Source organism: Streptomyces sp. NBC_00249 (genome assembly GCF_026342355.1).
GTDB lineage: Bacteria > Actinomycetota > Actinomycetes > Streptomycetales > Streptomycetaceae > Streptomyces.
In genome coordinates, this window is record NZ_JAPEMV010000002.1 from 16,483 (window position 1) to 43,356 (window position 26,874).

At 74.5% G+C, this 26,874-nt stretch carries 22 protein-coding genes; 8 read left to right on the forward strand and 14 right to left on the reverse strand.

What is annotated here, in order from left to right; all coding sequences use genetic code 11:
• Positions 1–12: 12 nt before the first annotated feature.
• Positions 13–246, forward strand: a complete 234-nt coding sequence (locus OOK31_RS08895) for a DUF397 domain-containing protein (RefSeq protein WP_267011890.1) — start codon at positions 13–15, stop codon at positions 244–246.
• A 59-nt stretch (positions 247–305) separates the two neighbouring features.
• Here OOK31_RS08895 and OOK31_RS08900 read toward each other — a convergent pair whose 3' ends face one another.
• From OOK31_RS08900 to eccB, 4 genes are read right to left on the reverse strand one after another with little or no spacing between them, the layout of a single operon-like run.
• Positions 306–614: a WXG100 family type VII secretion target gene (locus tag OOK31_RS08900; protein WP_267011891.1), complete on the reverse strand. Its 309-nt coding sequence runs from the start codon at positions 612–614 to the stop codon at positions 306–308.
• A 40-nt stretch (positions 615–654) separates the two neighbouring features.
• Positions 655–978, reverse strand: a complete 324-nt coding sequence (locus OOK31_RS08905) for a WXG100 family type VII secretion target (protein WP_267011892.1) — start codon at positions 976–978, stop codon at positions 655–657.
• A gap of 50 nt (positions 979–1,028) precedes the next feature.
• Positions 1,029–2,282 (reverse strand): type VII secretion-associated serine protease mycosin, encoded by a 1,254-nt coding sequence (gene mycP / locus OOK31_RS08910; RefSeq protein ID WP_267011893.1) that lies wholly within the window; start codon positions 2,280–2,282, stop codon positions 1,029–1,031.
• Between the two features lie 11 nt (positions 2,283–2,293).
• The gene (gene eccB, locus OOK31_RS08915) at positions 2,294–3,862 is read right to left on the reverse strand and encodes a type VII secretion protein EccB (RefSeq protein WP_267011894.1); all 1,569 of its coding nucleotides are present in this window, start codon (positions 3,860–3,862) and stop codon (positions 2,294–2,296) included.
• Between the two features lie 294 nt (positions 3,863–4,156).
• Here eccB and eccE point away from each other — a divergent pair, with 294 nt between their 5' ends.
• From eccE to OOK31_RS08930, 3 genes are all read left to right on the forward strand, one after another.
• Complete coding sequence (eccE, locus tag OOK31_RS08920) at positions 4,157–5,422, forward strand: type VII secretion protein EccE (protein WP_267011895.1); 1,266 nt, start codon at positions 4,157–4,159, stop codon at positions 5,420–5,422.
• Positions 5,419–6,114: a hypothetical protein gene (locus OOK31_RS08925; RefSeq protein ID WP_267011896.1), complete on the forward strand. Its 696-nt coding sequence runs from the start codon at positions 5,419–5,421 to the stop codon at positions 6,112–6,114. The genes eccE and OOK31_RS08925 overlap by 4 nt, the downstream gene beginning before the upstream one ends.
• Before the next feature lie 492 nt (positions 6,115–6,606).
• A complete protein-coding gene (locus tag OOK31_RS08930) occupies positions 6,607–9,060 on the forward strand; it encodes an SCO5717 family growth-regulating ATPase (RefSeq protein WP_267011897.1) in 2,454 nt (817 codons plus the stop codon).
• Positions 9,061–9,139: 79 nt separating this feature from the next.
• Here OOK31_RS08930 and OOK31_RS08935 read toward each other — a convergent pair whose 3' ends face one another.
• The 9 genes from OOK31_RS08935 to rimP all read right to left on the reverse strand — a co-directional run bounded on the left by OOK31_RS08935 (position 9,140) and on the right by rimP (position 22,044).
• A complete protein-coding gene (locus tag OOK31_RS08935; RefSeq protein ID WP_267011898.1) occupies positions 9,140–10,105 on the reverse strand; it encodes a bifunctional riboflavin kinase/FAD synthetase in 966 nt (321 codons plus the stop codon).
• Positions 10,106–10,263: 158 nt separating this feature from the next.
• A complete protein-coding gene (locus OOK31_RS08940; protein ID WP_267011899.1) occupies positions 10,264–14,577 on the reverse strand; it encodes a serine protease in 4,314 nt (1,437 codons plus the stop codon).
• Positions 14,578–14,891: 314 nt separating this feature from the next.
• A complete protein-coding gene (truB, locus tag OOK31_RS08945; RefSeq protein WP_267011900.1) occupies positions 14,892–15,800 on the reverse strand; it encodes a tRNA pseudouridine(55) synthase TruB in 909 nt (302 codons plus the stop codon).
• On the reverse strand, positions 15,797–16,249 hold the full coding sequence (rbfA, locus tag OOK31_RS08950) for a 30S ribosome-binding factor RbfA (protein ID WP_267011901.1): 453 nt from the start codon (positions 16,247–16,249) through the stop codon (positions 15,797–15,799). Before rbfA ends, truB begins: the two co-directional genes overlap by 4 nt.
• 33 nt (positions 16,250–16,282) lie before the next feature.
• Positions 16,283–16,576, reverse strand: coding sequence for a DUF503 domain-containing protein (locus OOK31_RS08955; protein WP_079430054.1), 294 nt, complete (start codon positions 16,574–16,576; stop codon positions 16,283–16,285).
• Between the two features lie 188 nt (positions 16,577–16,764).
• The gene (infB, locus tag OOK31_RS08960; RefSeq protein ID WP_267011902.1) at positions 16,765–19,893 is read right to left on the reverse strand and encodes a translation initiation factor IF-2; all 3,129 of its coding nucleotides are present in this window, start codon (positions 19,891–19,893) and stop codon (positions 16,765–16,767) included.
• Between the two features lie 153 nt (positions 19,894–20,046).
• Positions 20,047–20,334, reverse strand: coding sequence for a YlxR family protein (locus tag OOK31_RS08965; protein ID WP_267011903.1), 288 nt, complete (start codon positions 20,332–20,334; stop codon positions 20,047–20,049).
• Between the two features lie 133 nt (positions 20,335–20,467).
• The gene (nusA, locus tag OOK31_RS08970) at positions 20,468–21,544 is read right to left on the reverse strand and encodes a transcription termination factor NusA (protein ID WP_267011904.1); all 1,077 of its coding nucleotides are present in this window, start codon (positions 21,542–21,544) and stop codon (positions 20,468–20,470) included.
• 2 nt (positions 21,545–21,546) lie between these two features.
• On the reverse strand, positions 21,547–22,044 hold the full coding sequence (gene rimP, locus OOK31_RS08975; protein WP_267011905.1) for a ribosome maturation factor RimP: 498 nt from the start codon (positions 22,042–22,044) through the stop codon (positions 21,547–21,549).
• Positions 22,045–22,159: 115 nt separating this feature from the next.
• Between rimP and OOK31_RS08980 the strand changes: the two genes are divergently transcribed.
• Genes OOK31_RS08980 through OOK31_RS08995 form a run of 4 tightly spaced genes read left to right on the forward strand, consistent with a single transcriptional unit; the run spans position 22,160 to position 25,000 of the window.
• The gene (locus OOK31_RS08980) at positions 22,160–22,759 is read left to right on the forward strand and encodes a hypothetical protein (RefSeq protein ID WP_267011906.1); all 600 of its coding nucleotides are present in this window, start codon (positions 22,160–22,162) and stop codon (positions 22,757–22,759) included.
• Positions 22,756–23,214, forward strand: a complete 459-nt coding sequence (locus OOK31_RS08985; protein ID WP_267011907.1) for a ferritin-like domain-containing protein — start codon at positions 22,756–22,758, stop codon at positions 23,212–23,214. The genes OOK31_RS08980 and OOK31_RS08985 overlap by 4 nt, the downstream gene beginning before the upstream one ends.
• A 16-nt stretch (positions 23,215–23,230) precedes the next feature.
• Positions 23,231–24,133: an aminoglycoside phosphotransferase family protein gene (locus tag OOK31_RS08990; protein ID WP_267011908.1), complete on the forward strand. Its 903-nt coding sequence runs from the start codon at positions 23,231–23,233 to the stop codon at positions 24,131–24,133.
• 48 nt (positions 24,134–24,181) lie between these two features.
• Positions 24,182–25,000 (forward strand): slipin family protein, encoded by an 819-nt coding sequence (locus tag OOK31_RS08995; RefSeq protein WP_267011909.1) that lies wholly within the window; start codon positions 24,182–24,184, stop codon positions 24,998–25,000.
• Positions 25,001–25,167: 167 nt separating this feature from the next.
• Here the strand turns inward: OOK31_RS08995 and OOK31_RS09000 are convergent, their stop codons facing one another.
• Positions 25,168–26,862 carry a proline--tRNA ligase gene (locus OOK31_RS09000; RefSeq protein WP_267011910.1) on the reverse strand — a complete coding sequence of 565 codons (1,695 nt, stop codon included), beginning with the start codon at positions 26,860–26,862 and terminating at the stop codon, positions 25,168–25,170.
• Positions 26,863–26,874: the final 12 nt, after the last annotated feature.

Consider the following 26,874-nt stretch of genomic DNA (forward strand, 5'->3'; position numbering starts at 1 on the left):
GAAGGGCCGCACATGGGCACCCAGCAGGAGAAGGACGAGCTGTACGCGCTCGACATCAGCGGCGTCGAGTGGCAGGGCCCGCCCGGGACCACCCCGGACGAGGAGCGGGTCGAGATCGCCAAGCTGCCCGAGGGGGCGGTGGCCATGCGGTCCTCGCTGGACCGGGACACGGTGCTGCGCTACACGGCGGCCGAGTGGGAGGCCTTCGTACTGGGCGCCAGGGACGGCGAGTTCGACCTCACCTGAGCCCGGTGCGAGCGGGGGGCGTGCCCGGTGCGGGGACGCCCCCCTCGCGCGTGCCGGCCTCAGAAGGCCTCGGTGAACAGGCGCGAGGCCCTCAGGTCGGTGGCGCGGTACTCGCCCTTGCCGCGTTCGATGATCTGGGCGACGCTCTCCAGCCGCTGCTGCATGTGCGTGGCGGCGCGGTGGTACTTGCGCTGGAGGTTGACGTACTCCAGGTGCGCCTCGCCGTCCCAGGTGTCGGTGACCACCTTCACGGCCTGTTCCATCTCCTCCAGGTCCTTGAGGATGTTCCGGGAGACGGTGCGGATGCGGTCCGCCATCTGCTGGACGCTCTCGTACCGGACCCGGGTGTGGCCGTCGGTGCCGGACATGGCTCTCTCCTTGTGTGTGCGGTGCGGGGGGGCGGCCGGCTCAGAGGCCGTCGAGGCCCGAGGGGCCGCGGACCGGCCGGAACGCGGCGCGCACCTCCTCGTCCTGGGCGTTGCTGAGGTTCCTGGTCCGTGCCACGGCGTGGTGCAGGACGCCGAGCAGGCGGCGGATCTCGTCGTGGTCGGTGTTGACCTCCGACTGGGCCCGCGCGAATCCGCCCGCGCCGACGCCGGTCCAGCCCGCGCCCGCGGTGGCCAGGATGTCGGCCAGTTCCCGGGCCTGGGCGGTGACGGCTTCGGCCGTCTCGGAGATCCTGGTGGCCGCCTTGACGACCGGATCGTCGGCGAGCGCGAAATTGCTGGTCATCCGGAGCTCCTCGCTTCTGGGGTGTGGGGTGCGGGTTCTGGGGTGTGGGTTCACCGCGAAGGGTGACGGTGGTTGCGGGCGTCGCGGACCACGGTCGCCGTCCCGGCGGTCACCGCGACGAGGACGGCCCCGGCGCACAGTGCGTACGTACCGATCCGCTCCTGGCGTTCGCGGGCGGTCTCCGACAGCCGCAGCTCTGCCGCCCTCGGGGCGGACGCCGGGGGCGGTCCCCGGTCCGGGACTGGGGGGCGCGGGGTCCCGCGGTCCTGGGTGACGGCGCGCACCGGGTCCACGACACCCCAGCCGACGTGGTCGTCGCGGCCGTTGACGGAACGCTCGGCGGTGTTCTGGATCTGCCAGACCACCTCCTGTGCGGTCCACCGGGGGTGTTGGGCGCGCAGCAGTGCGGCGAGCCCGGCGACGTAGGGGGCGGAGAAGCTGGTGCCGCTGTCCACGCACTGGCCGAAGCCGGGGACGGTGGAGACCATGTCGACGCCGGGGGCGGCGACGCCGACGAAGGCGCCGGGCCGGGAGAAGGCGGCCCGCTCGTTGTCGCGGTCGGAGGCCGCCACCGCGAGGACCCCGGGGAAGGCCGCCGGGTAGGTGGTGCGCCCGCGCCCGTTCAGGCCGCCGTTGCCGGCCGAGGCGACGATCACCACCTGCCGTTCCAGGGCCCGCCGGACCGCCCGGGCCAGCTCGGAGTCCGGGGTGAGCGGGGCCTCGGTGTCCTGGGAGATGTTGACGACCTGGGCACGGGCGTCCACGGCGTGGTCGACGGCCCGGGCCAGGGTGGTGAGGGCGGCGGGGCCGCCGCCGTCCCGGCCGTCGTGCTGCCGGACGGGGATGATCGTGGCCTCGGGCGCGATGCCGACGAAGCCGGTGCCCTCCTGGGGGCGGGCCGCGACGATCCCGGCGACCTTCGTGCCGTGCCCGACGGGGTCGCGCGTACCGTCACCGCCGGGGTCGACGAAGTCCCGGCCCGCGCCCGGGTCCAGGGCCGCGGACAGCTGCGGGTTGGCGCGGTCCACACCGGTGTCGATGACGGCGACCCGTACGCCCTTTCCCTTGGTCCGCGCCCACAGCGCGTCGAGGAGGAGCCGCTGGAGGGCCCAGGGGCGGCCCGCGATCTGCTGGTGCATGGGGAAGGTGCATTCGCCCGCCCCGTCGAGGGCGAGGGTGAGGTTTGGGGCGTACGGGGCTTGCGGCGCGGGCGGGACCGGTGGGGAGGGCGGGGCCGCGCCGCCGCACAGGGCGGTGAGGGCGAAGGCGCCGCCCAGCAGGGCGGCCCGGACGCATCGGGACATGGCCGGCCTCCTCAGGAACCCTGGGGCTGGCGGGCGGAGTCGGTGTCCAGGCGGGGCCCCTTGGACAGGAACTCCGACCAGGCGATCGGCACCGGGGCGGGGACGACCCCGCCGTAGCCGAGCCGGATCTGCGCCTCGCCCGCCCCGTTCCGCCGCCGCTCCGGGTCGCTGCCGCTGCCTCCGTCGGCCTGTACGGCGTACCGCAGGCCCGTGTCGGTGACCAGGAACAGGGCGCCGCCGCCCGCCGCGCCCCGGCGGCCCTGGACCTGGGTGTAGAGCAGGCCCGTGCCGGGGGTGACGTAGGAGCTGGTGCCGCCGGCGGTGACGTCGACGGGGAAGCCGGTCCCGGCCCAGGTGCTCAGCCGTCGGCCGCCCTGGGCGTCGACGGAGCGCAGGACGGAGCAGATCGTGTCGCGGCGTTCGCCGCCCGGCGGGGCGCCGGGGGTGTCCGCGACCCGGTTGACCTGGACGCCGCGCCGGCTCGGCCAGGCGACCCCGCGCATGAAGGGGGCGGTGTCGGGGCGCAGCGACTGGAGGTCGACCTCGCGGGCCTTGCCGTGGAGGTCGAGGACGTCGGTCGCGGGCGAGGCGAGCAGCAGCACGGCGACGAACTCCGAGACCGTGGCGACCCGGCCGGGCAGGACGACGTAGTACTGGGTGCCGGTCCCGGTCTGCGCGGTCAGCACCGTGCCGACCTTGTCGTCGGGGCCGGCCAGGCCCGGGACGCGGGCGACGGCGCCCGGGGTGCCGGGGAGTTGGGGGAAGGCCAGGTCCGCGCCCTCGTCGAGGGTCGCCAGCCATTCCTCGGTGACCGGCTGGGGGGTGGCGCCCTCGCCGACCAGGGCCCTGGTCAGGGTCTCGGCGTGCGGCCCGCCTCCGGGGAAGCGGTAGCGGCGGCCCGCCGAGTCGACGAGGTAGCGGTCTTGGGCCCCGCCGGTGCTCCGTACGTACAGCACCTGGGTGTCCGTGGTCCTGCGCGCGTCGTCGGTGAGCCGCGCCTCACGGTCGGCGAGGACGAGGACGGCGCTCTGGACGGCGCCTTGGGCGGCGGGGCCGGTTCCGCCGGGGCCGTTGCCGCCGGGCCGCTGGCAGACGGCCCAGCGCTTGGGCCGGCCGGCGTCCGCCTCGGCGGGGAGGCGGTCGGGGGCATAGGGGATGCCGACGACGGCGCCGCGCGGGGGTGTGCCCGCGTCCAGCACCTCGTCGGCGACCTGGACCACCTGCGACCTGCGCGGATCGAGGAGGAGGCGGGCGGAGGCGAGGTTCAGGACGGGGTGCAGGCGGGTGTGCTCCCGGCCGCCCTCCGTGGTGGTCAGCACCACGTACCGGGTCGTCGACTGCTTGCCGACGATGACCTTGGCGCCGGGCACCGCCCAGTCCCTGGGAGCCTGCGGGCTGAACATGCCCCAGGCCCCGAATCCGGTGAGCAGGAGCGCCCCGGTGACGAGTCCGGGCACGACGGCGCGCAGCGGCCTGGGCGCGCCCTCCTCGGAGCCCGACGCGGAGGGCTGGAGGAAGGCCGCCACCGTACGACGCTTCGCAAACGTGTACGCGTTGAGCTCGTCTCGCCGTGATGCCATGCCCCGCCTGCTCCTCCCCCCGCCCGGTCCGGCCGGCGGTCCGCCGGCCGGGCCGTGACTGCCGGACCGGGGACCTACTATGCCTCTCTGCGCGCCCGCCCCCCGAGGGTGCGCGGGGTGCGGGTGGGGTGTGGGCGGGTGGCGGACGGAGCTGTTCGACCGCCTCTCAACTGCCCGCCAAAAAGGGGCAATCAGGATGAGTCGGGTGGATCGCGGTGTTTGCGAGGGCGTGCGGCGGCTGCCGTGCGGCTCCGGGCCCGACGGTCGCACCCCCGGAGCGGGAGAGGCGGGCGCATGGGCGTCACCGCGGCCGAGGATCGTACGGTCACACCTTCACCCGGTGGAGTGACCCCGCGTCCGGAGCCGGGCCCCGGGCACTGCGGGCCGTTCCGACTGCAACAGCTCGTGCTGCTCCAGCTCGCGGCCGCCGCGCTGCTCGTGGCATGGGCCGCGGGGGCCGCACGGCCCCTGCTGCTGGTGCCCGCCGGGGTGTCGGCGGTGGTGCTGGCGGCGGCCGCCCTCGTACGGCGCCGCCGGAGCTCCCTGCCCGAGTGGATCGGCGGCGCGCTCGCGTTGCGGGCCCGGCGGCGTGCGGCCGCCGCCTTCACCGTGCCGGCGGGTACGGAGCCGGGGCTGGCGCCGCTGGTCGAGGCCGATCCCGCGCTGCGGACGCTGACCTTCGCCGGGCGCGACCGGCGGCCCGTCGGCATGGTCGGCGACGGCACCTTCCTGACCGCCGTGGTCCGGGTGGACGCCGGTGCCGCCGCGCTGCGGCCCGACCGGGCGCGGCGGCCGCTCCCGCTGGCCGCCGTACGGGACGTCCTCGAAGTGGACGGGATCCGGCTGGAGTCCGCGCAACTGGTGCAGCACACGCAGCCCGCGCCCGCCCCGGACCTCCCGGCCGGGTCCGTGGCCGTACGCAACTACGCCCCGCTCCAGGCCCGGTCGGGCACCCCGGCGGTGCGGCTGACCTGGATCGCGCTCAAGTTCGACCCCGGGCTGTGCCCGGAGGCCGTCACCGCGCGCGGCGGGGGCCTGGAGGGGGCGCAGCGCTGCCTGGTGCGGGCCGCCGACCAGCTGGCGAGCCGGCTGGGCGGGGACGGGTTCCGGGCCACCGTGCTGAGCGAGCAGGAGCTGACGGGGGCGCTGGCGACCTCCTCGTGCGCGAACCCCCGCGCGGGGCGGTCCGCGCACCCCGCCCGCCGGACCGAGGAGACCCCGCGGAGCTGGCGCTGCGACGACCGGCGCCATACGACGTACTGGATCGGGCGCTGGCCCCGGCTGGGCGGCGCGGGGGCGGGGCTGCCGCAGTTCGTGGCGCTGCTGACCTCGCTGCCGGCCCTCGCGACGAACTTCAGCCTGACGATGGCTCCGTCCGGCCGCCACGGGGTGACGCTGACCGGCCACGTACGGGTCACCGCGCGCGGAGACGAGGAACTGACGGAGGTCCGGCGGGAGTTGGAACGCACCGCGCGGGGCGTCCGGGCGGGGCTGGTCCGGCTGGACCGGGAACAGGTGCCGGGTCTGCTGGCTTCGCTGCCGCTGGGAGGTACGCGATGAGGGGCGGCCGCGGCTTCGGGCGGCACGTGGTCCCGGCGGACGGCGTGGGCGGCCTGGGCGAGCTGGCGGTGCCCGTCGGGGACGACGGCGTCGTGATCGGCGCGGACGCGCAGGGCTGCCCGGCGGTACTGGGCCTGCACCGGCCGACCCCGTACGAGGTCACGCTCGTCGGCGGCCTGTGGACCGCCCAGGTGCTGGCCCTGCGCACGGCGGCCACCGGGGCCCGGATCGCGGTGGAGACCGGGCGCGGTGAGGTGTGGTCCGCGGTGGCACTGGCGGCCGGCGGGGGCGGGCAGCAGTGCGTGACCCTGCACGAGGTGGGCCGGGTGCCGCCGCAGGGCGCGTCGGCGGGGAGCCCGGTGCTGGTGATCCGGGACTGCGGGATGCGGCCGCCGCGCGGGCGGGTCGCGTCGGGGCCCTGGCAGTCGGTGCTGACCCTGCTGCCGTACCTGAGCCCGACGGCGCCTCGCCTGCTGCGCACCTCCGCGCTGGTGGGGGTCCAGCGGGTGTCGCCGCAGGAGGCGGAGCGGATCGGCACCCTGATGCGGCTGCCCGAGGCGGCGACGGCATCGCTTCCGACACTGGGGGACGGGGTGACGCTGTGGTGCACCCCGCAGGACCGCACGTTCGCCCTGACCGAGCCGACGGCGGAGGAGACGACCCTCCTGGGCCCGGCCCGGCGCATCGACTGAAACGCCCGCGGGCGCCGGCCGGGGGCGAACTGCGAGAGGCGCCGCCCTGGGGATCGGGCGCGCCGCGGTGGGCGGTGACGACGCCCGAGGGGCGGATGGCGGGGTGCCGTGCCGGGGATCGGGCGTGCCGGAGCAGGACGTGAGCGTGCCCGAGGGGGCGGACGGCGGAGGGGTTCGGTCCGGATCCGGCGCGGTGAGACGGTCGGTGAGGGTGCCCGGAGGGGTGGACGGCGGGGTGCTGGGCTGCGAATCCGGGGGGCCGAGGCGGTCGGTGGCGGTGCCCGAGGGTGTCGACGGCGGGGTGCCGTGCCCCGGATCCGGGGCGGCGAGGCGGGAGGTGACGGTTGCCCAGGGGCCGGGCGGCCTGTAGGCAGGAGTGCGGGGGCGCGACCTCGGGGGCTTTCGACCGCGGAGCGCGATTAGGCTGAGCGTGGGCGCGGCGTCGCGTCGAGGTGGGCGCCCGACCGGTGTTCGTACAGACCAGGAGGATCAGTGAGCGGCGATCGGAACGAGAGGCGCGGCGGGACGTGGGACGTCCCGACGGACGATCAGTCCGACGCGGAGCCCGAAGCCACGGGCGAGTTCACCATCGACTACACCCCGCCGGCCTGGTACACCCAGGGCACACCGGCCGCCGAGGTACCCGGGCTGCCCGAGGGCAGCGGTTTCGAACCCCACCGCCCGTCGGACGTGGTCTCGCCGCCGACGATGCGGATGGTTGCGCCGCCCGCGGCTCCGGCTCCGGCCCCCGCGCCGGTGGACCAGCAGCCGCAGCAGCCCGCGCCGTTCACGGCTCAGGCTGCGGAGCCGGTGGCGGAGCCCGTGGCGGCGGAGGGCCACGGGCCCCCGGCTGCGGCGCCCTTCACCGTGCCCGCCCCGGCCCCGGATGCGGAAGCCGCTGCGGTGCGGGTCGAGGTCCCGGCGCCGTTCGTTCCCGCGCCGGGTGGCGACCCCGCGCTCCCGCCGCTGCCGCCGTCGTTCCAGGCCCCGGAACCGGAGGACAGCGTGCCGTCGGCTCCGGCCGAGCCGGTCGACAGCGTCCCCGTCCCGGCGCAGGCCGAGCCGGTCGACAGCGTCCCCGCGGCGGTCGACCCCGCCGTCGAGGCGGTGCGCAGTCCCGCGCCGCCCGAGGGAGTCGCGGCGCCCGGGCCGTCCGGCGCGCCCGTCAGCCCCACGGAGGTACCCGTGCCTGCCGCGGAGACCCCGTTCGGGGGACCCGGCGCCGAACTGCCGCCGCTGCCGCCCGCGTTCCCGTCCTCGGTACCGCCCCAGGGCTACGGCTTCCCGCCTGCCGCCCCGCAGGCAACCCAGGCACCGCAGGGCTATGGCTTCCCCCCGGCCCCCGACCAGGCCCAGGCCCAGGCCCCGCAGGACAGTGTCCCGCTCGCCCCGGAGCACGCGCAGGCCCCGCAGGGTTACGGCTTCCCCCCGGCCACCGCGCCGCAAGCTCCGCAGGGCTACGGCTTCCCGCCCGCCCCGGAGCAGCCCCACGCCCCGCAGGACATTGTCCCGCCCGCAGCGGAACAGGCACCGCAGGCCCCTCAGGGCTACGGCTTCCCCCCGCCCACCGCACCGCAGGCCCCCCAGGGCTACGGCTTCCCGCCCGCCCCCGAACAGGCACAGGCACAGGCCCCCCAGGGCTACGGCTTCCCGCCCGGCCCCGGGCAGGTGCAGCCCCCGCAGGGGATCGGCGTTCCGCCCTCCCCCGAGCACCCGCAGGCACCGCAGCCCCCCGTCGCCGCCGACCCGTACGCCGCCGCCGGGCAGTGGCAGCCGCAGCCGCCGCAGGGCCCGTACCAGCAGCAGCCCGGCCAGGGCCACGGTCCCGCGGGCGCGCCCCTCGGGTACACCGCCGCCGTGGAGCTGTCCTCGGACCGGCTGCTGCGCGCCAAGCAGAAGCCCAAGCCCGCCCGTTCCGGCTTCCGCTTCGGCGGCAAGGCCGCGGAGGCCGACCGTCAGCGCAAGCTGGACCTGATCCGTACCCCGGTGATGTCCTGCTACCGGATCGCGGTCATCAGCCTCAAGGGCGGTGTCGGCAAGACCACGACGACCACCGCCCTCGGCGCCACCCTCGCCACCGAGCGTCAGGACAAGATCCTGGCCATCGACGCGAACCCGGACGCCGGCACGCTCGGCCGCCGCGTCCGCCGCGAGACGGGGGCGACGATCCGGGACCTGGTGCAGGCGATCCCGTACCTGAACTCGTACATGGACATCCGCCGGTTCACCTCGCAGGCCCCGTCCGGTCTGGAGATCATCGCCAACGACGTGGACCCGGCCGTGTCGACGACCTTCAACGACGAGGACTACCGCCGCGTCATCGAGACGGTCGGCCGCCAGTACCCCATCGTGCTGACCGACTCGGGTACCGGTCTCCTCTACTCCGCCATGCGCGGCGTGCTGGACCTGGCCGATCAGCTGATCATCATCTCGACCCCGTCGGTGGACGGCGCGAGCAGCGCGAGCACCACGCTCGACTGGCTCTCCGCCCACGGCTACGCCGACCTGGTCTCGCGCTCCCTCACCGTGATCTCCGGGGTCCGCGAGACCGCGAAGATGATCAAGGTGGAGGACATCGTGCAGCACTTCGAGACCCGCTGCCGCGGTGTGGTCGTGGTGCCCTTCGACGAGCACCTCGCGGCCGGCGCGGAGGTGGACCTCGACATGATGCGGCCCAAGACCCGGGAGGCGTACTTCACGCTCTCCGCGATGGTCGCCGAGGACTTCGCCCGGGCGCAGCAGCAGGCCGCCCAGAACCACTGGGGCGCTCCTCAGCAGCAACAGCCGCAGCAGCAGCCCCCGCAGCAGCCGGGCCCGTACCAGCAGCCGCCGCAGCAGCCGTACGGCGGACAGCCCTACCCGCAGCCCGGCCAGCCCTGGCAGCAGCCCCAGCAGCCGCAGCCGCCCCAGCCCGGCCAGCCGGCGCGCGACCCGCGCCTCGGCTGACCCCCGCCCGGCACGCACGAGGGCCCGTACCGTCCCCAGGACGGTACGGGCCCTCTTCGCGTGTCAGCGGGTCAGCGTGTCAGCGCCCGGCGGTGGTGGCGTCGTAGGAGTCGGTCAGCACCCGCGCCCGCTTCACGTCGTCCGCGATGGCCTCCAGCAGCCCGTCGAGCGACTCGAACCGGGCCATCCCCCGCACGTAGGAGAGGAAGTCCACGGCCACGTGCAGGCCGTACAGGTCCAGCCCGACGCGGTCGATGGCGTACGCCTCCACGGTCCGCTCGGTGGCGTCGAACTGCACGTTCGTACCGACCGAGATGGCCGCGGGCATCCGCTCGCCGCCCGCCGTCAGCCAGCCCGCGTACACCCCGTCGGCCGGGATCGCGGTGTGCGGCGCCGTCTCGACGTTGGCCGTCGGGTAGCCGAGCTCCCGGCCGCGCTGCGCGCCGCGCACGACGACGCCCTCGACCCGATGCGGACGCCCCAGGATCTCGGCGGCGCCCTCCATGTCGCCCTCGGCGACCAGCTTGCGCGCCAGGGTCGAGGAGAAGGGCACCCCGCCGCCGGCCGTGCCGCGCTCCACCAGGTCCACGACCTCGACCTCGTAGTCGTAGGTGCCGCCCAGCTCGCGCAGGAAGTCGACGTTCCCGGCGGCCCGGTGGCCGAAGCGGAAGTTCGGGCCCTCGATGACGGCGCGCGCGTGCAGCTTGTCGACCAGCACCTTCACGATGAAGTCGGCCGGGGACAGCTGCGAGAACTCCGCGGTGAAGGGCAGGACCAGCAGCGCGTCGACACCGAGACCGGCCATCAGTTCGGCGCGCCGGTCGTACGGGGCCAGGATCGGCGGGTGGCTGCCGGGGCGGACGACCTCGCTCGGGTGCGGGCTGAAGGTGACGACGACCGAGGGGACGCCGAGCGCGCGGGCCTTCGCCACGGCCCGTCCGATGATCAGCTGATGTCCCCGGTGCACACCGTCGTAGGAGCCGATGGTGACGACGCTGCGTCCCCAGTCCTGGGGGATGTCCTCCAAGCCACGCCAGCGCTGCACTGTGACCGCTCCTCGCCCGAACCCGTGTAGTCCCTGTACCGATTGCCGATTGCAGGTCTAAGACTGCCATGCCGGTGCCCGCGGCCCCGCATCGGCATCTGGCATCCCTATGCGGCGTCTGTACCGGGCCTCCGCCGACGGCTCGCCGTCGCCCCGGATCAGGTGACGTCCGGGGCCGCCCGGCTGAGCGTCTCCACCGTGCGCCGGGCGCCAGGCCCGAGCAGCGCCGCCGCCTCCGCCGGCGAACCGGCGAGCCAGCGGGCCACGAGCGCCCCGAACACCGGGTCGGCCCGGACCAGCTCCACCGTGCGGTGCTCGAAGACCTCCGGCCCGCCGGGGACCCGCAGCAGCTGCCGTCCGGTGCGCCGCAGCAGCTCGCGGGTGCGCTGTTCGGGGCGCAGGCAGGTCCCGGCCGCGACGGCGTCCAGGAAGGCCCCGAGCACGGCCGGATCGGCCTCCTCGCGCAGGAGCACGCCGGCCAGCTCGCCGCGCAGCGCGTACGAGGCCTCGCCGCCGGGCGCGGCCAGTACCCCGGCCAGCGCGGCCCGTACGGGGGCGGGTGCGGTGCGGAGCAGGTCCAGCACCAGGGGGCGCAGTACGGGTCCGGCGGCCGGGCCGTGTTCGAGGCGCCGGTCCACGAAGGCGGCGGCGTGCGGGGCGTCCTCGGGGTGGCCGGCGAGGTGGTCCCGTACGAGGTCACCGGCGCGGCGGGCCAGGCCCGGCGTGGTGAGCGCGGCCAGGGCGCGGAGCACCTCCCCGTCGGCCCGGGCCCGCAGGGCGGCGAAGACGGCGTCCGGGTCGGGCAGCACGGGCAGGGCCGCCACCAGCGCGGAGGCGGGCAGCCGGGAGCCGCGCTCGGGGTCCCGGAAGCAGTCCAGGGCGTCGGCGAGGTGGCGGGCCCGCGCCTGGGGGTCGCGGAGCAGGATCCCGAGGGCGCTGCCGTGCAGGGTGACGTCGCCGGGCCGGGCGAGCAGCGCCTCGGCGGCGTAGCGCAGCAGGTCCCGGTCGGCCGGGGTGCGCACGTGCGGGGCGGTGGCGAGCCCGTACGCGGCGGCCGCCACCCGCCGCCCGGGCCGCGCGTCGTGCGCCCAGCGGTCGACGGCCCGGCTCAGGGCGGAGGGCTCGTCCTCCGCGAGTACGGCGAGCAGTTCGTCGGCGCGGGGGTGCGCGGCGTCGACGAGGGCCTCGGTGAGGTCGTCGACGGCGAGGGCGCGGTGGGTGTGCAGCAGGGCCTGTGCGGCGGTGGCGACGGTGGCTCCGGGGCGGCCGCGCAGTCGGCGGCCGTCGGTGAACCAGGTGCAGAGCAGGGGCATGACGAGCTGCGGGGCGCGGGCGAGGCGGCGGGCGGCGGCCTCGAGGTACCGGTGGTCGGCGGGCAGCAGGCGACGCAGCAGGTCGAGCCGGTCGCACTCGGGCAGCCGCAGCCGGTTCCAGAACCACCCGCCGAACTCCCCGGGCCCGACCCGCGCCACGTGCTCGGCGAGAGCATGCAGAACGGGCAACTGCGCCGCGGCATCGGAAGCCCGCAACAACACCCCCCGCAACAACCGCGAGGCCCACCACCCCCGATCACCAACCCCGCCAGACCCAACGGCCCGGCCGCTCCCAGCACCCCTGACACCCCCGGCAGCCTCGGCGGCCCCGGCAGCCCCGACGACCCCTGCGACCCCTGCATCCCCGGTGCCCCCCACAGCCCCCACAGCCCCCACAGCCCCAAGGGGCCAACCGGTCATGCCGCTCCCAGCACTCCCGACACCCCCAGCAGTCTCAGCGAGACCGGCAGTCCTGGTGACCCCGGCAGCGCCATCGGCCCCAGCCACGGCTGCCCCGCCTGCCCCGGAGGGCCCGTCGGCCCCGAAGGGCTCGGCACCGCAGGTCGTCCCCCCGCCTCCCCCGGCCCCGGTCGGCCCGGCAGCCCTGCCGGGTCCCGGGGACTCAGGAGCCCACACCCGCCCAGCGTTCCAGGCCGGACCGGCTGACCTGGACGGCCCGGCGGGCCCGGCGGGCCCGGCCGAGTCTGCGGCACCAGCCACCCCACCGGTCCCAGAGGGCTCAGCAGCACAGGCCGGCCGACCACTCTCCGCAGGCCGATTCTGCCCAGCGGCCCCGGCCCGTTCCGCTACCCTGCTCGGCCCAGAAGCCCCGGCGGCACAAGCCTGCCCGGTGCTCCCCGCAGGCCAGGGGTACCCGACCGCTGCGGGTGGCCCGGCGGCCCGGGGCGCTCCCGCAGCGGCGGCTTGCCGAGCCACCCCACCGGCACCGCAGGTCGTCCAGCCTGGCGCGGCGGGCCCGGGGGCCCGGGGCGGTGAGCCACTTCCGGCGGTGGAGTCCGACCCCCCGGGGCCGGGGGTGTCCCCCGGCGGCCCGGACGGCACAGGTGGCTCGGGCGGGTGTTCCGCGAAGCGGTTGAGGGCGTCCACCAAGCCGGTGAGGTGGATCCGGGCTTCGGGCTGCGGGAGGCGGCGTACGGCCTCCAGGACGGGACCGATCCGGTGCCGGGGTACGGGCGGGCCGGACGTGGCGGGGCCGTGGTGCACCAGGGTGTCGAGCGCGGTCGGGACGTCGAGATGGCCGCCCTGGAGCCAGTCGGACAGTTCCTCGTGCGCGAAGCGGTACCCGGGGCCCGCCGGGACCAGCAGCCCCTCGGTGAGGACGGCGGAGGCCCAGCCGGTGCGCCAGGGGAAGAGTTCCTCGAAGGCGGCCCGGTCCAGCTGTCCCTGCCCGGGGCCCAGGCACCGCCGGGCGGCCTCGTGGACCCGCCCGGCCACGCGCGCGGCGAGCCGCCGCACCCCGGGCCCGTGCACGGGTACGGACCCGGACGCCGAGGCCGCGATCCTGACGGCCACCCGCAGCACCACCAGGTCCAGGTGCGCCCCGAACACCTCGTCGCGGCCGGGGCGGCCGGCGGTGACCCCGGCGGCGCGGATCCCGGCGAGCAGGTGCAGGGTGAGCGGATGCCGGGCGTCGGACTCCCGCACGGCGTCGTCGGGGATCCCCAGGCGGGCACGGGCCGCCTGCGCCTCGGCCGGGGTCAGGTCGCCGACGGGCAGTGCGGGCGGCAGCCGCCGGGCCGGGCGGTCCGGGGTGTGCAGCGCCTCGGGCGGGTAGAGGGCGCCGGCCCCCTCCCAGTACTCGGGCCGGGCGGCGACGACCAGCCGGACCCCGGTCGCGCGCAGCCACCCGGCGGTGGCACCGGTCCACGGTGCGAGGCGGTGGGCGAGCTGCGGCGGCATCTCCTCGGGGGCGTCCAGCACCACCAGCAGCGCCCGCCCCGCGGCGGCCGCCAGCCGTGCCACCCGCTCCGCCGTGGCGGACACGGCGGCCCCGGGGGTTCCGTCGGCGGCCGCGGTGACGATCCGGCCCGCGGCCGCCAGCACCCGCGTCACGGCGTCGGCCAGCGAGGCGTCGCCGCCGCGCAGGTCGGCCCCGCGCAGCCAGAGCGTCGGGGCGGGGCGGGGACCGCGCGCCCGGTCGGCGGCCAGGGTGGTGAGGATGGTGGTCCGGCCGGTACCGGGGTCTCCGACCAGCCCCAGCACGAGGCGGTGCCCTGCTGCGAAGGCACCCAGCTCCCCGGCGATCCGGGGCCTCTCCACGGGCCCGGCCCCAGCCCCGGTCCCGCGCCCCTGCCGGGGGATGTACCCGGGCCCGGAACCAGGATCCGCACCGGAGCCGGAGCCGGGACCGGTCCCAGGACCGGCGCAACCCACCCCCACACCCGCCCCCACCCCCACCGCCGACCCCACCGTCGTGGCCGTCAGTTCCAGCGCCCCCGCCAGGTTGAGTTCCGCACCGTACGCGGGGACCGTGGCGGCGTTGCGGTCCAGGAGGGACGCGAGGGGGCCGGTAGGGGTGGTGGCGGCCGCCGCGCGGAGCGGGACGGCGAAGCTCGCGGGGCGGTGCTCCGTCCGCAGAGCGGTGCCCACGACCGCGAGCACCGCTCCGGTCGCCGCGTCCAGGACCGGCCCCCCGCAGGCCTCACCGCCGAGGCCGAGGGCGTCCCGGCCGTCCGTGCCGATGGCCAGCTCCACCGTGGCGGGCAGGGCGTGGCGGCGGCCGGCCGCGGTGTAGCCGACCTCCGCCCCGGCGCCGAGCACCCGCGCCTGGCGCCAGCCCCGCGCGGGGAGGCGTACGTAGGTTCCTGGAAGGACGGCCTCCCGCGCCGCCACCGGCAGCGGCCTGACGCCGAGTCCTTCGGTCCGTACGAGGGCCAGGCCGAGCTCCGGGAGGAGGGTGAGGTCGGCGGCGCCGGCCCGGCAGGTCCGCCCGTCGGGCCCGTGCAGCACCATCCGGTCGAGGCCGTCGACGGCCTCGTGGCCGGTGATCACCGTGCCGCGGTCGTCGGCCACGAACCCGGTGCCGCGCGGCCGCCCGGCGAGATCGTGGATCCGGACGAGCCCCACGGGGTGCCCGCCGGCGTCGGATCCCGGGGCAGCCTCGAAGTCCCCCGCACCGTCCGTGACCTCGTCCGTCATCACCGCACCACTCCCCCGCCGCGGGACCCGTGGTCATGACGGTAGGCAAGTGAAGATCAGGACGAAAAGCACGCGAGGCGAAAGCGCCCCCTTACGCTCCCTCCATTCACTCCGAGCGCCTGCTCGGACGGGTGAATACGGGGCTCCGGGTGGATAGAGACCTACCCGAGGGGGGTCGTGGAGCGGTGAGCGGCGGACGATGCGCGCGCTCACCGCTCCACGTCAGAGGAACCAGGAACAGCAACAGCAGCCAGGAACCGGGAACGGGAACCAAGAAAAAGGAACCAGTACCGGCGAACAACAACGCGGGACGGTCAGACGAAGACCGCGAGGGACTTCGCCTTGCCGCCCTTGCTCTCCACGAGCCCGAGCAGCTGCCCCTGCGGCCCGTAGACGGCGACGGTGCGGCCGTCCTGGTACTCGTCCGGCATCTCGATCCGCACGCCGTTGGCGAGCAGCGAGGCCCGCCGGGCATCCAGGTCCCAGCGCGCGAACGCGGCGGCGGCCGCCTCGCCGATCGGCATGACGGTCAGCTCCTCCTGGAGCTGGTCCAGCGTGCGCGCCTTGTCGATCTTGTACGGGCCCACCCGCGTGCGCCGCAGCGCCGTCAGGTGCCCGCCCACGCCCAGGTCGGCGCCCAGGTCACGGGCGAGGGCCCGGATGTACGTACCGCTGGAGCAGACGACGGAGACCACGAGGTCGACGACCTTGGTGCCGTCCTCGGCCTCCGCCTCGCGCATGTCGTACACCTGGAACGACGAGACGGTCACCGGCCGGGCCGGGATCTCGAAGTCCTCGCCGTCGCGGGCGCGCTTGTAGGAGCGCACGCCCTTGATCTTGATGGCGCTGACCTTGGACGGGACCTGCATGATCTCGCCGCTCAGCTTGGCGATGCCCGCGTCCACGGCCTCGCGGGTGACCCCGGAGGCGTCCGCGGACGCGGTGATCTCGCCCTCGGCGTCGTCCGTGAGGGTGTACTGCCCGAGACGGATCGTCCCGAGGTACTCCTTCTCGGTCAGCGCGAGGTGGCCGAGGAGCTTGGTGGCCTTCTCGACGCCCAGGACGAGGACACCCGTCGCCATGGGGTCGAGGGTGCCTGCGTGGCCGACGCGGCGGGTCTTGGCGATCCCGCGCATCTTGGCGACCACGTCGTGCGAAGTGAAACCGGACGGCTTGTCGACGATGACAAGGCCGTCCGGAGTCTTCCCTGCGTTGCTGCTCATTCCGCGGCTGCGTCCTCGTCGTCCTCGTCGCCCGGCTTCTTGTACGGGTCGGCTTCGCCGGCGTACTGGGCGCCGGAGGAGACCTCGCGCACCTGGGCGTCGGAGGTGCGCGCCTTCTCGAGGAGGTCCTCGATGGTCTTGGCGTTCTCCGGGAGGGCGTCCGCGACGAAGGTCAGGGTGGGCGTGAACTTGGTTCCCGCCGCCCGGCCGACCGCGGAGCGCAGTACGCCCTTGGCGCTCTCGAGGCCCGCTGCCGCGCTGGCCCGGTCCTCGTCGTCGCCGTAGACCGTGTAGAAGACCGTGGCCTCCCGCAGGTCGCCGGTGACCCGGGTGTCCGTGATGGTCACGTGCGTACCGAGGCGGGGGTCCTTGACGCCGCGCTGCAGCTTCTCGGCCACCACCTCCCGGATGAGGTCCGCCAGCTTCTTCGCCCGCGCATTGTCGGCCACTGGTCCGTCTCCTTCTTCCTTGCAGACAAGCAATCAGTCTTCATCACCGTGGAACCGCCGTCTCACCGACAGCAGCTCCACTTCAGGACGCGCCGCGACCAGCCGCTCGCAGCGGTCCAGTACGTCCGACACGAACCCCGCGTCCCCACTCACCAGGGCGACCCCTATACGGGCCCTGCGGTGCAGGTCCTGGTCGCCCACCTCGGCCGCGCTCACGGCGAACTTGCGCTGGAGCTCGGCGACGATGGGCCGGACGACGGAGCGTTTCTCCTTCAGCGAATGAACGTCGCCGAGGAGCAGATCGAAGGACAGAGTCCCCACGTACATGCAGTTCCGGATGTCCCGCCGGTGCGGGTTAGGTGGCCCGCCGGGCCGTCGCCCGGAAGGATCTCCCGGCCGACGCGCGGCCCGGTCACCAGAACCGTACACGCAACGGCCGGGGCCGATCGACGGATATTCCGCCGACCGGCCCCGGTGTTACAGCTACCTACGACACGGTGCGAACCGCCTCGCGCTTACGCGCGGGGCTTCTCGCGCATCTCGTACGTCGCGATGACGTCGTCGATCTTGATGTCGTTGAAGGAGCCGAGGTTGATACCGCCCTCGAAGCCCTCGCGGATCTCGGTGACGTCGTCCTTGAAGCGGCGCAGACCGGAGATGGTGAGGTTCTCGGCGATGACCTTGCCATCGCGGATGAGCCGCGCCTTGGTGTTGCGCTTGACCTCGCCCGACCGGATGAGGACACCGGCGATGTTGCCCAGCTTGGACGAGCGGAAGATCTCGCGGACCTCCGCCGTACCGAGCTCGACCTCTTCGTACTCCGGCTTGAGGAGACCCTTGAGGGCCGCCTCGATCTCCTCGATGGCCTGGTAGATCACCGAGTAGTAGCGGACGTCGACACCCTCGCGGTCCGCCATCTGCGCGGCACGGCCGGCCGCACGGACGTTGTAACCGATGACGATGGCGTCGGAGCCCATCGCCAGCGAGATGTCGGACTCGGTGACCGCACCCACACCGCGGTGCAGGACGCGGATGTCGACCTCTTCGCCGACGTCGAGCTGGAGCAGCGAGGACTCGAGGGCCTCGACCGCACCGGACGCGTCGCCCTTGATGATGAGGTTGAGTTCCTGGACCAGACCGGCCTTGAGGACCGAGTCGAGGTCTTCCAGGGACACCCGGCGGACGCGCTTGGCGAAGTTGGCGTTGCGCTCACGCGCAGCACGCTTCTCGGCGATCTGACGGGCCGTGCGGTCCTCGTCGACGACGAGGAAGTTGTCGCCGGCGCCGGGGACGTTGGTGAGACCCAGGACCAGGACGGGGGTCGACGGACCCGCTTCCTCGACGTTGTTGCCCTTGTCGTCGAGCATGGCGCGCACTCGGCCGTAGGCGTCGCCCACGACCATCGTGTCGCCGACGCGGAGGGTACCGCGCTGGACGAGGACGGTGGCGACGGCACCGCGGCCGCGGTCGAGGTGGGACTCGATCGCAATACCCTGAGCGTCCTGCTCCGGGTTGGCGCGCAGGTCGAGCGAGGCGTCGGCGGTGAGGACGACGGCCTCGAGCAGGGAGTCGATGTGCAGACCCTGCTTGGCGGAGATGTCGACGAACATCGTGTCGCCGCCGTACTCCTCGGCGACCAGACCGAACTCGGTGAGCTGACCGCGCACCTTGACCGGGTCGGCACCCTCGACGTCGATCTTGTTGACCGCGACGACGATCGGGACGCCGGCGGCCTTGGCGTGGTTGAGCGCCTCGATCGTCTGCGGCATGACGCCGTCGTTGGCCGCGACCACGAGGATCGCGATGTCGGTCGACTTCGCACCACGGGCACGCATGGCGGTGAACGCCTCGTGACCGGGGGTATCGATGAAGGTGATCTTGCGCTCTTCACCGTTGACCTCGGTGCCCACCTGGTAGGCACCGATGTGCTGGGTGATGCCACCGGCTTCGCCCGCGACGACGTTCGTCTTGCGGATGGCGTCGAGGAGGCGGGTCTTACCGTGGTCGACGTGACCCATGACGGTGACGACCGGCGGACGCGGCATGAGGTATTCCTCGCCGCCCTCGTCCTCGCCGAACTCGATGTCGAAGCCCTCGAGGAGCTCGCGGTCCTCTTCCTCCGGGCTGACGATCTGAACCGTGTAGTTCATCTCGCCGGCCAGCATTTCGAGGGTCTCGTCGGAGACGGACTGCGTGGCAGTGACCATCTCGCCGAGGTTCATCATCACGGCGACGAGCGACGCCGGGTTGGCGTTGATCTTCTCCGCGAAGTCGGTGAGGGACGCACCGCGCGACAGGCGAACGGTCTCGCCCTGGCCGCGAGGCAGCATCACGCCGCCGACGGACGGGGCCTGCATGGCCTCGTACTCCTGGCGCCTCTGACGCTTGGACTTGCGACCACGACGGGCCGGACCGCCGGGACGGCCGAAGGCACCCTGCGTGCCACCACGGGCACCGGGACCACCGGGACGCCCGCCGAAGCCGGGACGACCGCCGCCACCGGCACCGGCCGGGCCGCCGCCGAAGCCGCCGCCACCCGGACGCGGACCGCCGAAGCCGCCGCCTGCCGGACGCGAGCCCGGACCGGCCGGACGGCCGGCGAAGCCGCCGCCACCGGGACGAGCGCCGCCGCCACCGGGACGGGCACCGCCCGCACCGGGACCACGGCCACCGGGGCCGCCGCCGGGACGGGGACCGGGACCACCGGCAGCGGGACGCTGCGGCATCATGCCCGGGTTCGGACGGTTACCACCGGGAGCACCACCGGGACGCGGGGCGCCGCCCTGCGGACGGGGCATGCCGCCCGGGGTCGGGCGACCAGCGCCCTGGCCCTGCGGACGCGGAGCGCCGCCGGGGCCGCCCTGCGGACGGGGAGCACCCTGGCCGCCACCGGCGCCGGGGGCACCGGGACGGGGAGCGCCGGCCGGACGGGGCGCCTGCGGGCGCGCCATGCCGGTGGAGCCACCAGAGGTGAAGGGGTTGTTGCCCGGACGGGGACCGGCCGGACGGGCGCCCTGGGGACGCGGAGCCGCGGAACCGGGGCCGGCGGGACGCTGTCCCTGGCCGCCGGGGGCGGTGCCGGCCGGACGCGGGGCGCCGGGACGGGCACCGGCCTGGCCACCCTGACCCTGCGCCGGACGCTGCTGCGCCGGACGGGGGCCGGGAGCCGCGGCGGCGGGACGCTCGGTGCGCGCCGGGGCGGCCGGGGCCGCCGGAGGCGCGGAGAACTCGGTCACCACGGGAGCCGCCGGAGCGGGCTTCGGGGCGGCCGGAGCCTTGGGACCGGGACGCGGGCCGGGAGCGGCCGGAGTCACCGGGGCGCTGACCGCGGGGGCCTCGGCAGCGGCGGGCTTGGGAGCCACCGGTGCGCCGGGCTTCGGGGCAGCAGGACGTGCCGCGGCGGCCGGAGAGGGCGCCGCGGGCTTGGCGGGCGCGGCCTTGCGGGGCGCGCCGGGCTTGGCAGCGGACTTGCCGGCGTTGCCGCCGGGCCCCTGCAGTGCGTCAGTCAACTTGCGTACAACCGGCGCCTCGATCGTCGAGGACGCCGAACGGACGAATTCACCGAGTTCTTGGAGCTTGGCCATGACGACCTTGCTCTCCACCCCGAACTCCTTGGCGAGTTCGTATACCCGGACCTTAGCCACTTCGCTCCTTTTAGGTCCGGGTTACGCCGGACCGTCGCTACTTCATGGGCGTACTCATCGCGTACTCATCGAGTGCTCATCGCAATCTCGACCTACTTCCAACTCGCGAGGTACCTGACCGCACGGGACGTTCCGTGCCGTTCTTCTTACTTCTTACGGTGCCGCCCCGGCCGTGACGGCCAGGGCTTTGCGCAGTTCCGTCGTGTCGAGCGCTCCTGCGGACCGAAGGGCCCGGGGGAACGCTCTGCGGCGGACCGCCTGGTCGAGGCAGACCGCGGCAGGGTGCACGTAGGCACCCCGGCCGGGCAGCGTACCGCGAGGATCAGGGACGCATTCGTCCTCGACCGCCACGATGCGCAGCAGATCGCTCTTGGCCGCTCGCTCCCGACACCCCACACAGGTGCGTTCGGGGCATGCGCGGGCTTGCGTCCGGCCAGACACGCCTAAGTCTACCTCCCCGTACCGACCTCACCCCTTCAGGTGAAAAATCGAACGGATGTCGTTGTGATCCAGAGGGAATCCCTGGGTCCAGGGGTTCCTGTCTACCCGCCGGAAACCTCCGGCGGGTAGCGATTTATTCCCGGCCCCGGCTTCCGCCGCGGTCGGCGTCACGGCCGCCGTCACGCCCGTCACGACCGTCACGACCGCCGTCACGGCCGCCGTCCTCGTCGTCCGAGGTCTCGGTGTCGGGACGGATGTCGATGCGCCAGCCGGTGAGGCGGGCGGCGAGGCGGGCGTTCTGGCCCTCCTTGCCGATGGCCAGCGACAGCTGGTAGTCGGGCACGGTCACCCGGGCGGACCGGGAGTCCCAGTCGACGACCTCGACCTTGCTCACCCGGGCGGGTGACAGGGCGTTCGCGACCATCTCCGCCGGGTCGTCCGACCAGTCGACGATGTCGATCTTCTCGCCGTGCAGCTCGGCCATGACATTGCGCACGCGGCTGCCCATCGGGCCGATGCAGGCGCCCTTCGGGTTGAGGCCCGAACGGGTGGACCGGACGGCGATCTTGGTGCGGTGACCGGCCTCACGGGCGATCGCGGAGATCTCGACGCTGCCGTCGGCGATCTCGGGGACCTCCAGCGAGAACAGCTTCTTCACCAGGTTGGGGTGGGTGCGCGACAGGGTCACGGACGGACCGCGGACACCCTTCGCCACCCGCACGACGTACGCCTTCAGGCGGAGACCGTGCGTGTAGTCCTCGCCGGGGACCTGCTCCTGCACCGGCAGGATGGCCTCCAGCTTGCCGATGTCGACGAGGACGTTCTTGGGGTCCTTGCCCTGCTGGACGACGCCGGTGATGACGTCGCCCTCGCGGCCGGCGAACTCGCCGAAGGTCAGGTCGTCCTCGGCGTCGCGCAGACGCTGCAGGATCACCTGCTTGGCGGTCGTCGCGGCGATCCGCCCGAAGTCCGACGGGGTGTCGTCGAACTCCTTGGGCTCCTGGCCCTCTTCGAGGTCCCTCGGGTCTTCCGTCGCCCACACGACCACGTGACCGTTGGTGCGGTCGAGCACGACGCGGGCGCGCCGGAAGCTGCCCTCGGTGCGGTGGTACGCGATGAGGAGGGCCGACTCGATCGCCTCGACGAGCAGGTCGAAGGAGATCTCCTTCTCCCGGACCAGACCCCGCAGGGCACTCATGTCGATGTCCACGGCTACGCCTCCTCTTCCTTCTTGTCCTTGCGGTTGAACTCGATCTCGACACGCGCCTTGGCGATGTCGGTGAAAGCAATGCGGCGGGCGGTCGCCTTGCGGCCCTTCACGCCCGGAACTTCGAGGTCCATGCCCTCGTCGTCGACGTCGAGGATGCGGGCGACCAGTTCCCCGCTCTCGACCAGCTGGAACTTCACGAGACGGCCGATGGCCCGGATGTAGTGACGGTGCTCGGTCAGCGGGCGGTCCGCGCCCGGCGAGCTCACTTCGAGGTTGTACTCGTCCTCGCCCATCGCGTCGGTCTCGTCGAGCTTGTCGGAGATCTCACGGCTCAGCTCGGCGCACTCGTCCAGGTCGACACCCTCATCGGAATCCACGATGATCCGCAGCATCCGGCGCTTGCCCGCCTTGGACATCTCGATCTCCTCGAGGTCCAGGCCCTTGGCGGCGACGAGCGGCTCCAGCAGTCCGCGCAGCCTGTCGCTCTGGGTGGTGCTCATCCGGGTGACTCCTCGGCCGCGTGTGCTGTTGTGGTTTTCGTCGCGTGTCAGGTCAAAGGGTATCCGGTCGCGGAGGGTGTTGCCGTCCGCGCTGCGGCCGGGAGCCCCGGGTACCGTGATCACACCCTGTCCCGACATCACCCCCGAGGACGTCGCCGTGCCCTGGACCCTGCCCTTGAGGCCTTCGCGAAGGAGCGTGCTCGCCGGAGCCGCCGCAGCGGCCGGGGCCGCTCTGCTCACCGGGTGCACCGACGGTGACGACCCGTCCGGGGCCGACTCCGGGATTCCACTCGAACGGCGGATGCGGGAGGGAGCCGTTCGTGACAGTGAGCGGCTGCTGGAACGTTACGACGCCACGGCCGCCGCCCATCCGGGGCTCGCCGGGCGGCTCGCGCCACTGCGCTCCGCCGTCGCCGCGCACACCGCGGCACTGGCCTTCACCTCCCCCGGGACGTCGGCGCCGTCCCGGCCCGTGTCCCCCTCCCCCTCGGCCGCAGCCTCGCCGACCGCCTCCGAGGCACGCCGCGAGGCGGTCCCGCCGCAGCCCGAGGAGGCGCTGAGCGCCCTCGCGGACGCCGAGCGGAGCCTGTCCGAGGCCCGGACCATCGCGCTGGCCGGGGCCCCCGGGGAGCTGGCCCGGATGCTGGCCTCGGTGGCCGCCTGCGGCGCCGTCCACGCGTACCTGCTGACCTCGACCCCGGGAGCCCCCGCGTGAAGCCCGAGCCCTCTCCCGCGAACCACCCCCTCGTGGCCGCCCAGGCCGCGCTGGCCGCCGAGCACGCGGCGGTCTACGGCTACGGCGTCATCGGCGCCCGTACTGCGCCCGCCCGCCAGACCGAGGCCCGGGAGGCGTACGGCGCCCACCTGGCCCGCCGCGACGTGCTCACCCGGACGGTGCGCGGGCTGGGCGGGGCGCCCCGGCCCAGCGAGGCCGCGTACACCCTGCCCTTCGAGCTGCGCACGCCCGCCGACATCGAGCGGCTCGCCGCCGAGATCGAGGACCGGGTGGCGGGCGCGTACTCCGACCTGGTCCGGTCGGCGGACGGCCAGTTGCGCCGCGAGGCGGCCGACGCGCTGAGCGCCGCAGCCGTGCGCGCGGCACGCTGGCGCGGTGTCGGCGTAGCCTTCCCTGGGCTCGCGGAACGTTCGGAGCGGGCCCGCAACAGCTGAAAGGGACCACGCACGCATGGCTTTCGAACCGCCGCAGCGGCTTGTACGGGCGCTCGGCGAGCTGCCGGAGACGGCGCGGGAGACGCAGTGGCTGGGGCAGCTGCCCGAGCTCGCCGAGAAGGCGCTGGAACGGCGCGGCGTGGAGGCCCAGCGAGTCTCGGCGCCCGGCGGCCGCAGCAGCCTGGTGCTCCTCGTCCGCTACGCCGACGGCACCCCGGCTGCGCTGAAGCTGGCGCCCCCCGGGGCCCGGCCCGACCGGGAGCTGGCCGCGCTCGCCCACTGGGGCGGTTTCGGGTCCGTACGGGTCCTCGACTCGCGCCACCACGCGGACGACGGCGCGCTGCTCCTGGAGCGCCTCCACCCGGAGGTGTCGCTGCGTTCGCTGCCGGAGGCCAAGGCCCTGCTGGAGGCCTGCGGCACGCTGCGGCGGCTGTGGGTGGAGCCGCCGGCCGGCCACGTCTTCGAGACGGTGGCCGAGCGGACGGCCGCGCAGTGCGAGGTCCTGCGGTCGGCTCCCCCGGAAGCGCGGGCACTGGCGGACACGGCGATGGCGCTGCGCGAGGAGTTGACGGCGCTGCCGGGTGAACAGCTGCTGCTGCACGGGAACTTCCGGCAGGGCAAGGTCCTCGCGGGCGAGCGGGCACCGTGGCTGACGGTGGGTCCGGACCCGCTGGTCGGCGAGCGGGCCTACGACCTGGCCCGGCTGGTCCGGGACCGCCTGGAGGACCAGGTCGCCACCTCGGCGGGGGCGGCCGGGGCCCGGCGGCGGGTGAACAAGCTCGCGGACTCGCTGGAGGTGGACCGCGACCGGCTGCGGGGCTGGACGGTGTTCCGGGCGGTGGAGTCCGGGAGCCGCGCGCTGGCGGCCGGGCGGCGCCGGGACGCGGAGCTGCTGCTGGAGTTCGCGGCCTGGCTGTAGGGCATACCGTAGGTAGGAAGGTATGCCTGGCAGGGGCAGGTGGCCGTCATGGTCGAAGAGCTGCTGACAGCGGGGATCGCCGCCGCGGTGGGTGTCGCGGTGTACGCGGGCGCCGCGGCGCGGGTCGTGAAGCAGTACGAGCGGGGTCTGGTCTTCCGCTTCGGCCGGCTGCGCCAGGGGGTGCGGCCGCCCGGGTTCACGATGATCGTTCCGGTCGTGGACCGGCTGCGCAAGGTGAACATGCAGATCGTGACGCTGCCGGTGCCGGCGCAGGAGGGCATCACCCGGGACAACGTCACGGTGCGGGTGGACGCGGTCGTGTACTTCAAGGTCGTCGAACCGGCCGATGCCATCGTCGAGGTGGAGGACTACCGCTTCGCGGTCTCCCAGATGGCGCAGACCTCGCTGAGGTCGATCATCGGCAAATCGGATCTGGACGACCTGCTGTCCAACCGGGAGAAGCTGAACGAGGGGCTGGAGCTGATGATCGACAGCCCGGCGATCGGCTGGGGCGTGCAGATCGACCGGGTCGAGATCAAGGACGTGTCCCTGCCGGAGACCATGAAGCGGTCGATGGCCCGGCAGGCGGAGGCGGACCGTGAGCGGCGGGCGCGGGTCATCAACGCGGACGCGGAGCTCCAGGCGTCGAGGAAGCTGGCCGAGGCGGCCGCGGTGATGTCGGAGCAGCCCGCCGCATTGCAGCTGCGGCTGCTCCAGACGGTGGTCGCCGTCGCGGCGGAGAAGAACTCCACCCTGGTCCTCCCGTTCCCGGTGGAACTCCTGCGCTTCCTGGAACGCGCGGCCCCTGCCCAACCACCCCCGCCCCCGGCCCCGGCGTCGGCCCCGGACGACGCCCCGGCGGCGTGAGTCCGCTGCGCGGGGCTGTCCCCTACCCGCCCTTCCTCCGTTCCCGCCTCAATCGCCGGCGCGGCTGATGAATCAGCCTCGCCGGCGTTTGAGGCGCGGGGTCTGGGGCGGAGCCCCAGGGAACGGAGGAAGGGCGGGGCGGGGAGTGGCTCGCGCAGCGCCCCCGGCTAGGACAGCCGGGTGAGGGCTTCGGCCAGGGGGAGTTCCTCGCGGGTACCCGCGCGGCGGTCCTGGAGTTCCACCACGCCCTCGGCGGACCTCCGCCCAGCGACCAGAATCCACGGCACGCCGATCAGCTCCGCGTCCGTGAGCTTCACCCCGGGCGACAGCCCCGCCCGGTCGTCGAGCAGCACCCGCCGCCCGGCCCCCGCCAGGGCCTGCGCCGCCTGCTCCGCCAGCGCCAGCGGCACGGCCTTGCCCGCCGCCACGACGTGGACGTCGGCCGGGGCCACCTCGGCCGGCCAGCACAGCCCGCGCTCGTCGGCCGTCTGCTCGGCGAGCGCCGCCACCGCCCGGGAGACGCCGATGCCGTAGGAGCCCATGGTGACCCGGACCGGCTTGCCCTCCTTGCCGAGGACGTCGAGGCCGAAGGCGTCCGCGTACTTGCGGCCCAGCTGGAAGATGTGGCCGATCTCGATGGCCCGGTCCAGCCGCAGTCCCGTACCGCAGGCGGGGCAGGGGTCGCCCGGTTCGACGACGGCCACGTCCAGGTAGCGGTCCACCTCGAAGTCCCGGCCGCAGACCACGTTGCGGGCGTGGGTGTCCGCCCGGTTGGCGCCGGTGACCCAGGCGGTGCCGGGCGCGACCCTCGGGTCGGCGAGGTAGCGGACCTTGTCCAGGCCCTGCGGGCCCACGTAGCCGCGTACGAGGTCGGGGCGGTCGGCGAAGTCCTCGGCCGTCACCAGCTCCACGACGGCCGGGGCCAGGTGCTCCGCCAGCTTGCCGAGGTCCACCTCCCGGTCTCCGGGTACGCCGACGGCGGTGATCTCCCCGTCCACCTTGACCAGGAGGTTCTTCAGCGTCGCGGAGGCGGGGACGCCCAGGTGCGCGGCGAGGGACTCGATGGTGGGGGTGTCGGGGGTGTCGACCTCCTCCAGCGCGGGGTGTTCGCCGACCACCGGCGTCAGGGCGAAGGTGACGGCCTCGGTGTTGGCGGCGTAGTCGCAGGCGGGGCAGTCCGCGAAGGTGTCCTCGCCGGCCGCGGCGGGGGCGAGGAACTCCTCGGAGGCGGAGCCGCCCATGGCCCCGGACACCGCGGAGACGATCCGGTGGTCCAGGCCGAGCCGCCGGAAGATCCGCCCGTAGGCCTCGCGGTGGAGCCGGTAGGACTCCTCCAGGCCCTCGTCGGAGACGTCGAAGGAGTACGAGTCCTTCATCTGGAACTCGCGTCCGCGCAGCACCCCGGAGCGGGGGCGGGCCTCGTCGCGGTACTTGGTCTGGATCTGGTAGAGCATGACCGGCAGGTCCTTGTACGAGGTGCACTGGTCCTTCACGACCAGGGTGAAGATCTCCTCGTGCGTCGGACCCAGCAGGTAGTCGGCGCCCTTGCGGTCCTTGAGGCGGAACAGCAGGTCCCCGTACTCCGTCCAGCGTCCGCTGACCTCGTACGGTTCCTTCGGCAGCAGCGCGGGGAGCAGCACCTCCTGGGCGCCGATCGCGTCCATCTCCTCGCGGACGACGCGCGCGACGTTGTCCAGGACCCGCTTGCCGAGCGGCAGCCAGGTCCACACCCCGGCGGAGCTGCGCCGGACGTAGCCGGCCCGGACGAGGAGGCGGTGGCTCAGGGTCTCCGCGTCGGCCGGGTCCTCGCGGAGGGTCCGGGCCATGAGGCGGGACATGCGCTGCACGTGTTGCGTTGACATGACGGGAGGCTA

Excerpts from the sequence above, each read along its gene's own strand:
- OOK31_RS08895 (WP_267011890.1), top strand. The coding sequence starts at position 13 with ATGGGCACCCAGCAGGAGAAGGACGAGCTGTACGCGCTCGACATCAGC.
- OOK31_RS08900 (WP_267011891.1), bottom strand. The coding sequence starts at position 614 with ATGTCCGGCACCGACGGCCACACCCGGGTCCGGTACGAGAGCGTCCAG.
- OOK31_RS08905 (WP_267011892.1), bottom strand. The coding sequence starts at position 978 with ATGACCAGCAATTTCGCGCTCGCCGACGATCCGGTCGTCAAGGCGGCC.
- mycP (WP_267011893.1), bottom strand. The coding sequence starts at position 2,282 with ATGTCCCGATGCGTCCGGGCCGCCCTGCTGGGCGGCGCCTTCGCCCTC.
- eccB (WP_267011894.1), bottom strand. The coding sequence starts at position 3,862 with ATGGCATCACGGCGAGACGAGCTCAACGCGTACACGTTTGCGAAGCGT.
- eccE (WP_267011895.1), top strand. The coding sequence starts at position 4,157 with ATGGGCGTCACCGCGGCCGAGGATCGTACGGTCACACCTTCACCCGGT.
- OOK31_RS08925 (WP_267011896.1), top strand. The coding sequence starts at position 5,419 with ATGAGGGGCGGCCGCGGCTTCGGGCGGCACGTGGTCCCGGCGGACGGC.
- OOK31_RS08940 (WP_267011899.1), bottom strand. The coding sequence starts at position 14,577 with ATGACGGACGAGGTCACGGACGGTGCGGGGGACTTCGAGGCTGCCCCG.
- truB (WP_267011900.1), bottom strand. The coding sequence starts at position 15,800 with ATGAGCAGCAACGCAGGGAAGACTCCGGACGGCCTTGTCATCGTCGAC.
- OOK31_RS08955 (WP_079430054.1), bottom strand. The coding sequence starts at position 16,576 with ATGTACGTGGGGACTCTGTCCTTCGATCTGCTCCTCGGCGACGTTCAT.
- rimP (WP_267011905.1), bottom strand. The coding sequence starts at position 22,044 with ATGAGCACCACCCAGAGCGACAGGCTGCGCGGACTGCTGGAGCCGCTC.
- OOK31_RS08990 (WP_267011908.1), top strand. The coding sequence starts at position 23,231 with ATGGCTTTCGAACCGCCGCAGCGGCTTGTACGGGCGCTCGGCGAGCTG.
- OOK31_RS08995 (WP_267011909.1), top strand. The coding sequence starts at position 24,182 with ATGGTCGAAGAGCTGCTGACAGCGGGGATCGCCGCCGCGGTGGGTGTC.
- OOK31_RS09000 (WP_267011910.1), bottom strand. The coding sequence starts at position 26,862 with ATGTCAACGCAACACGTGCAGCGCATGTCCCGCCTCATGGCCCGGACC.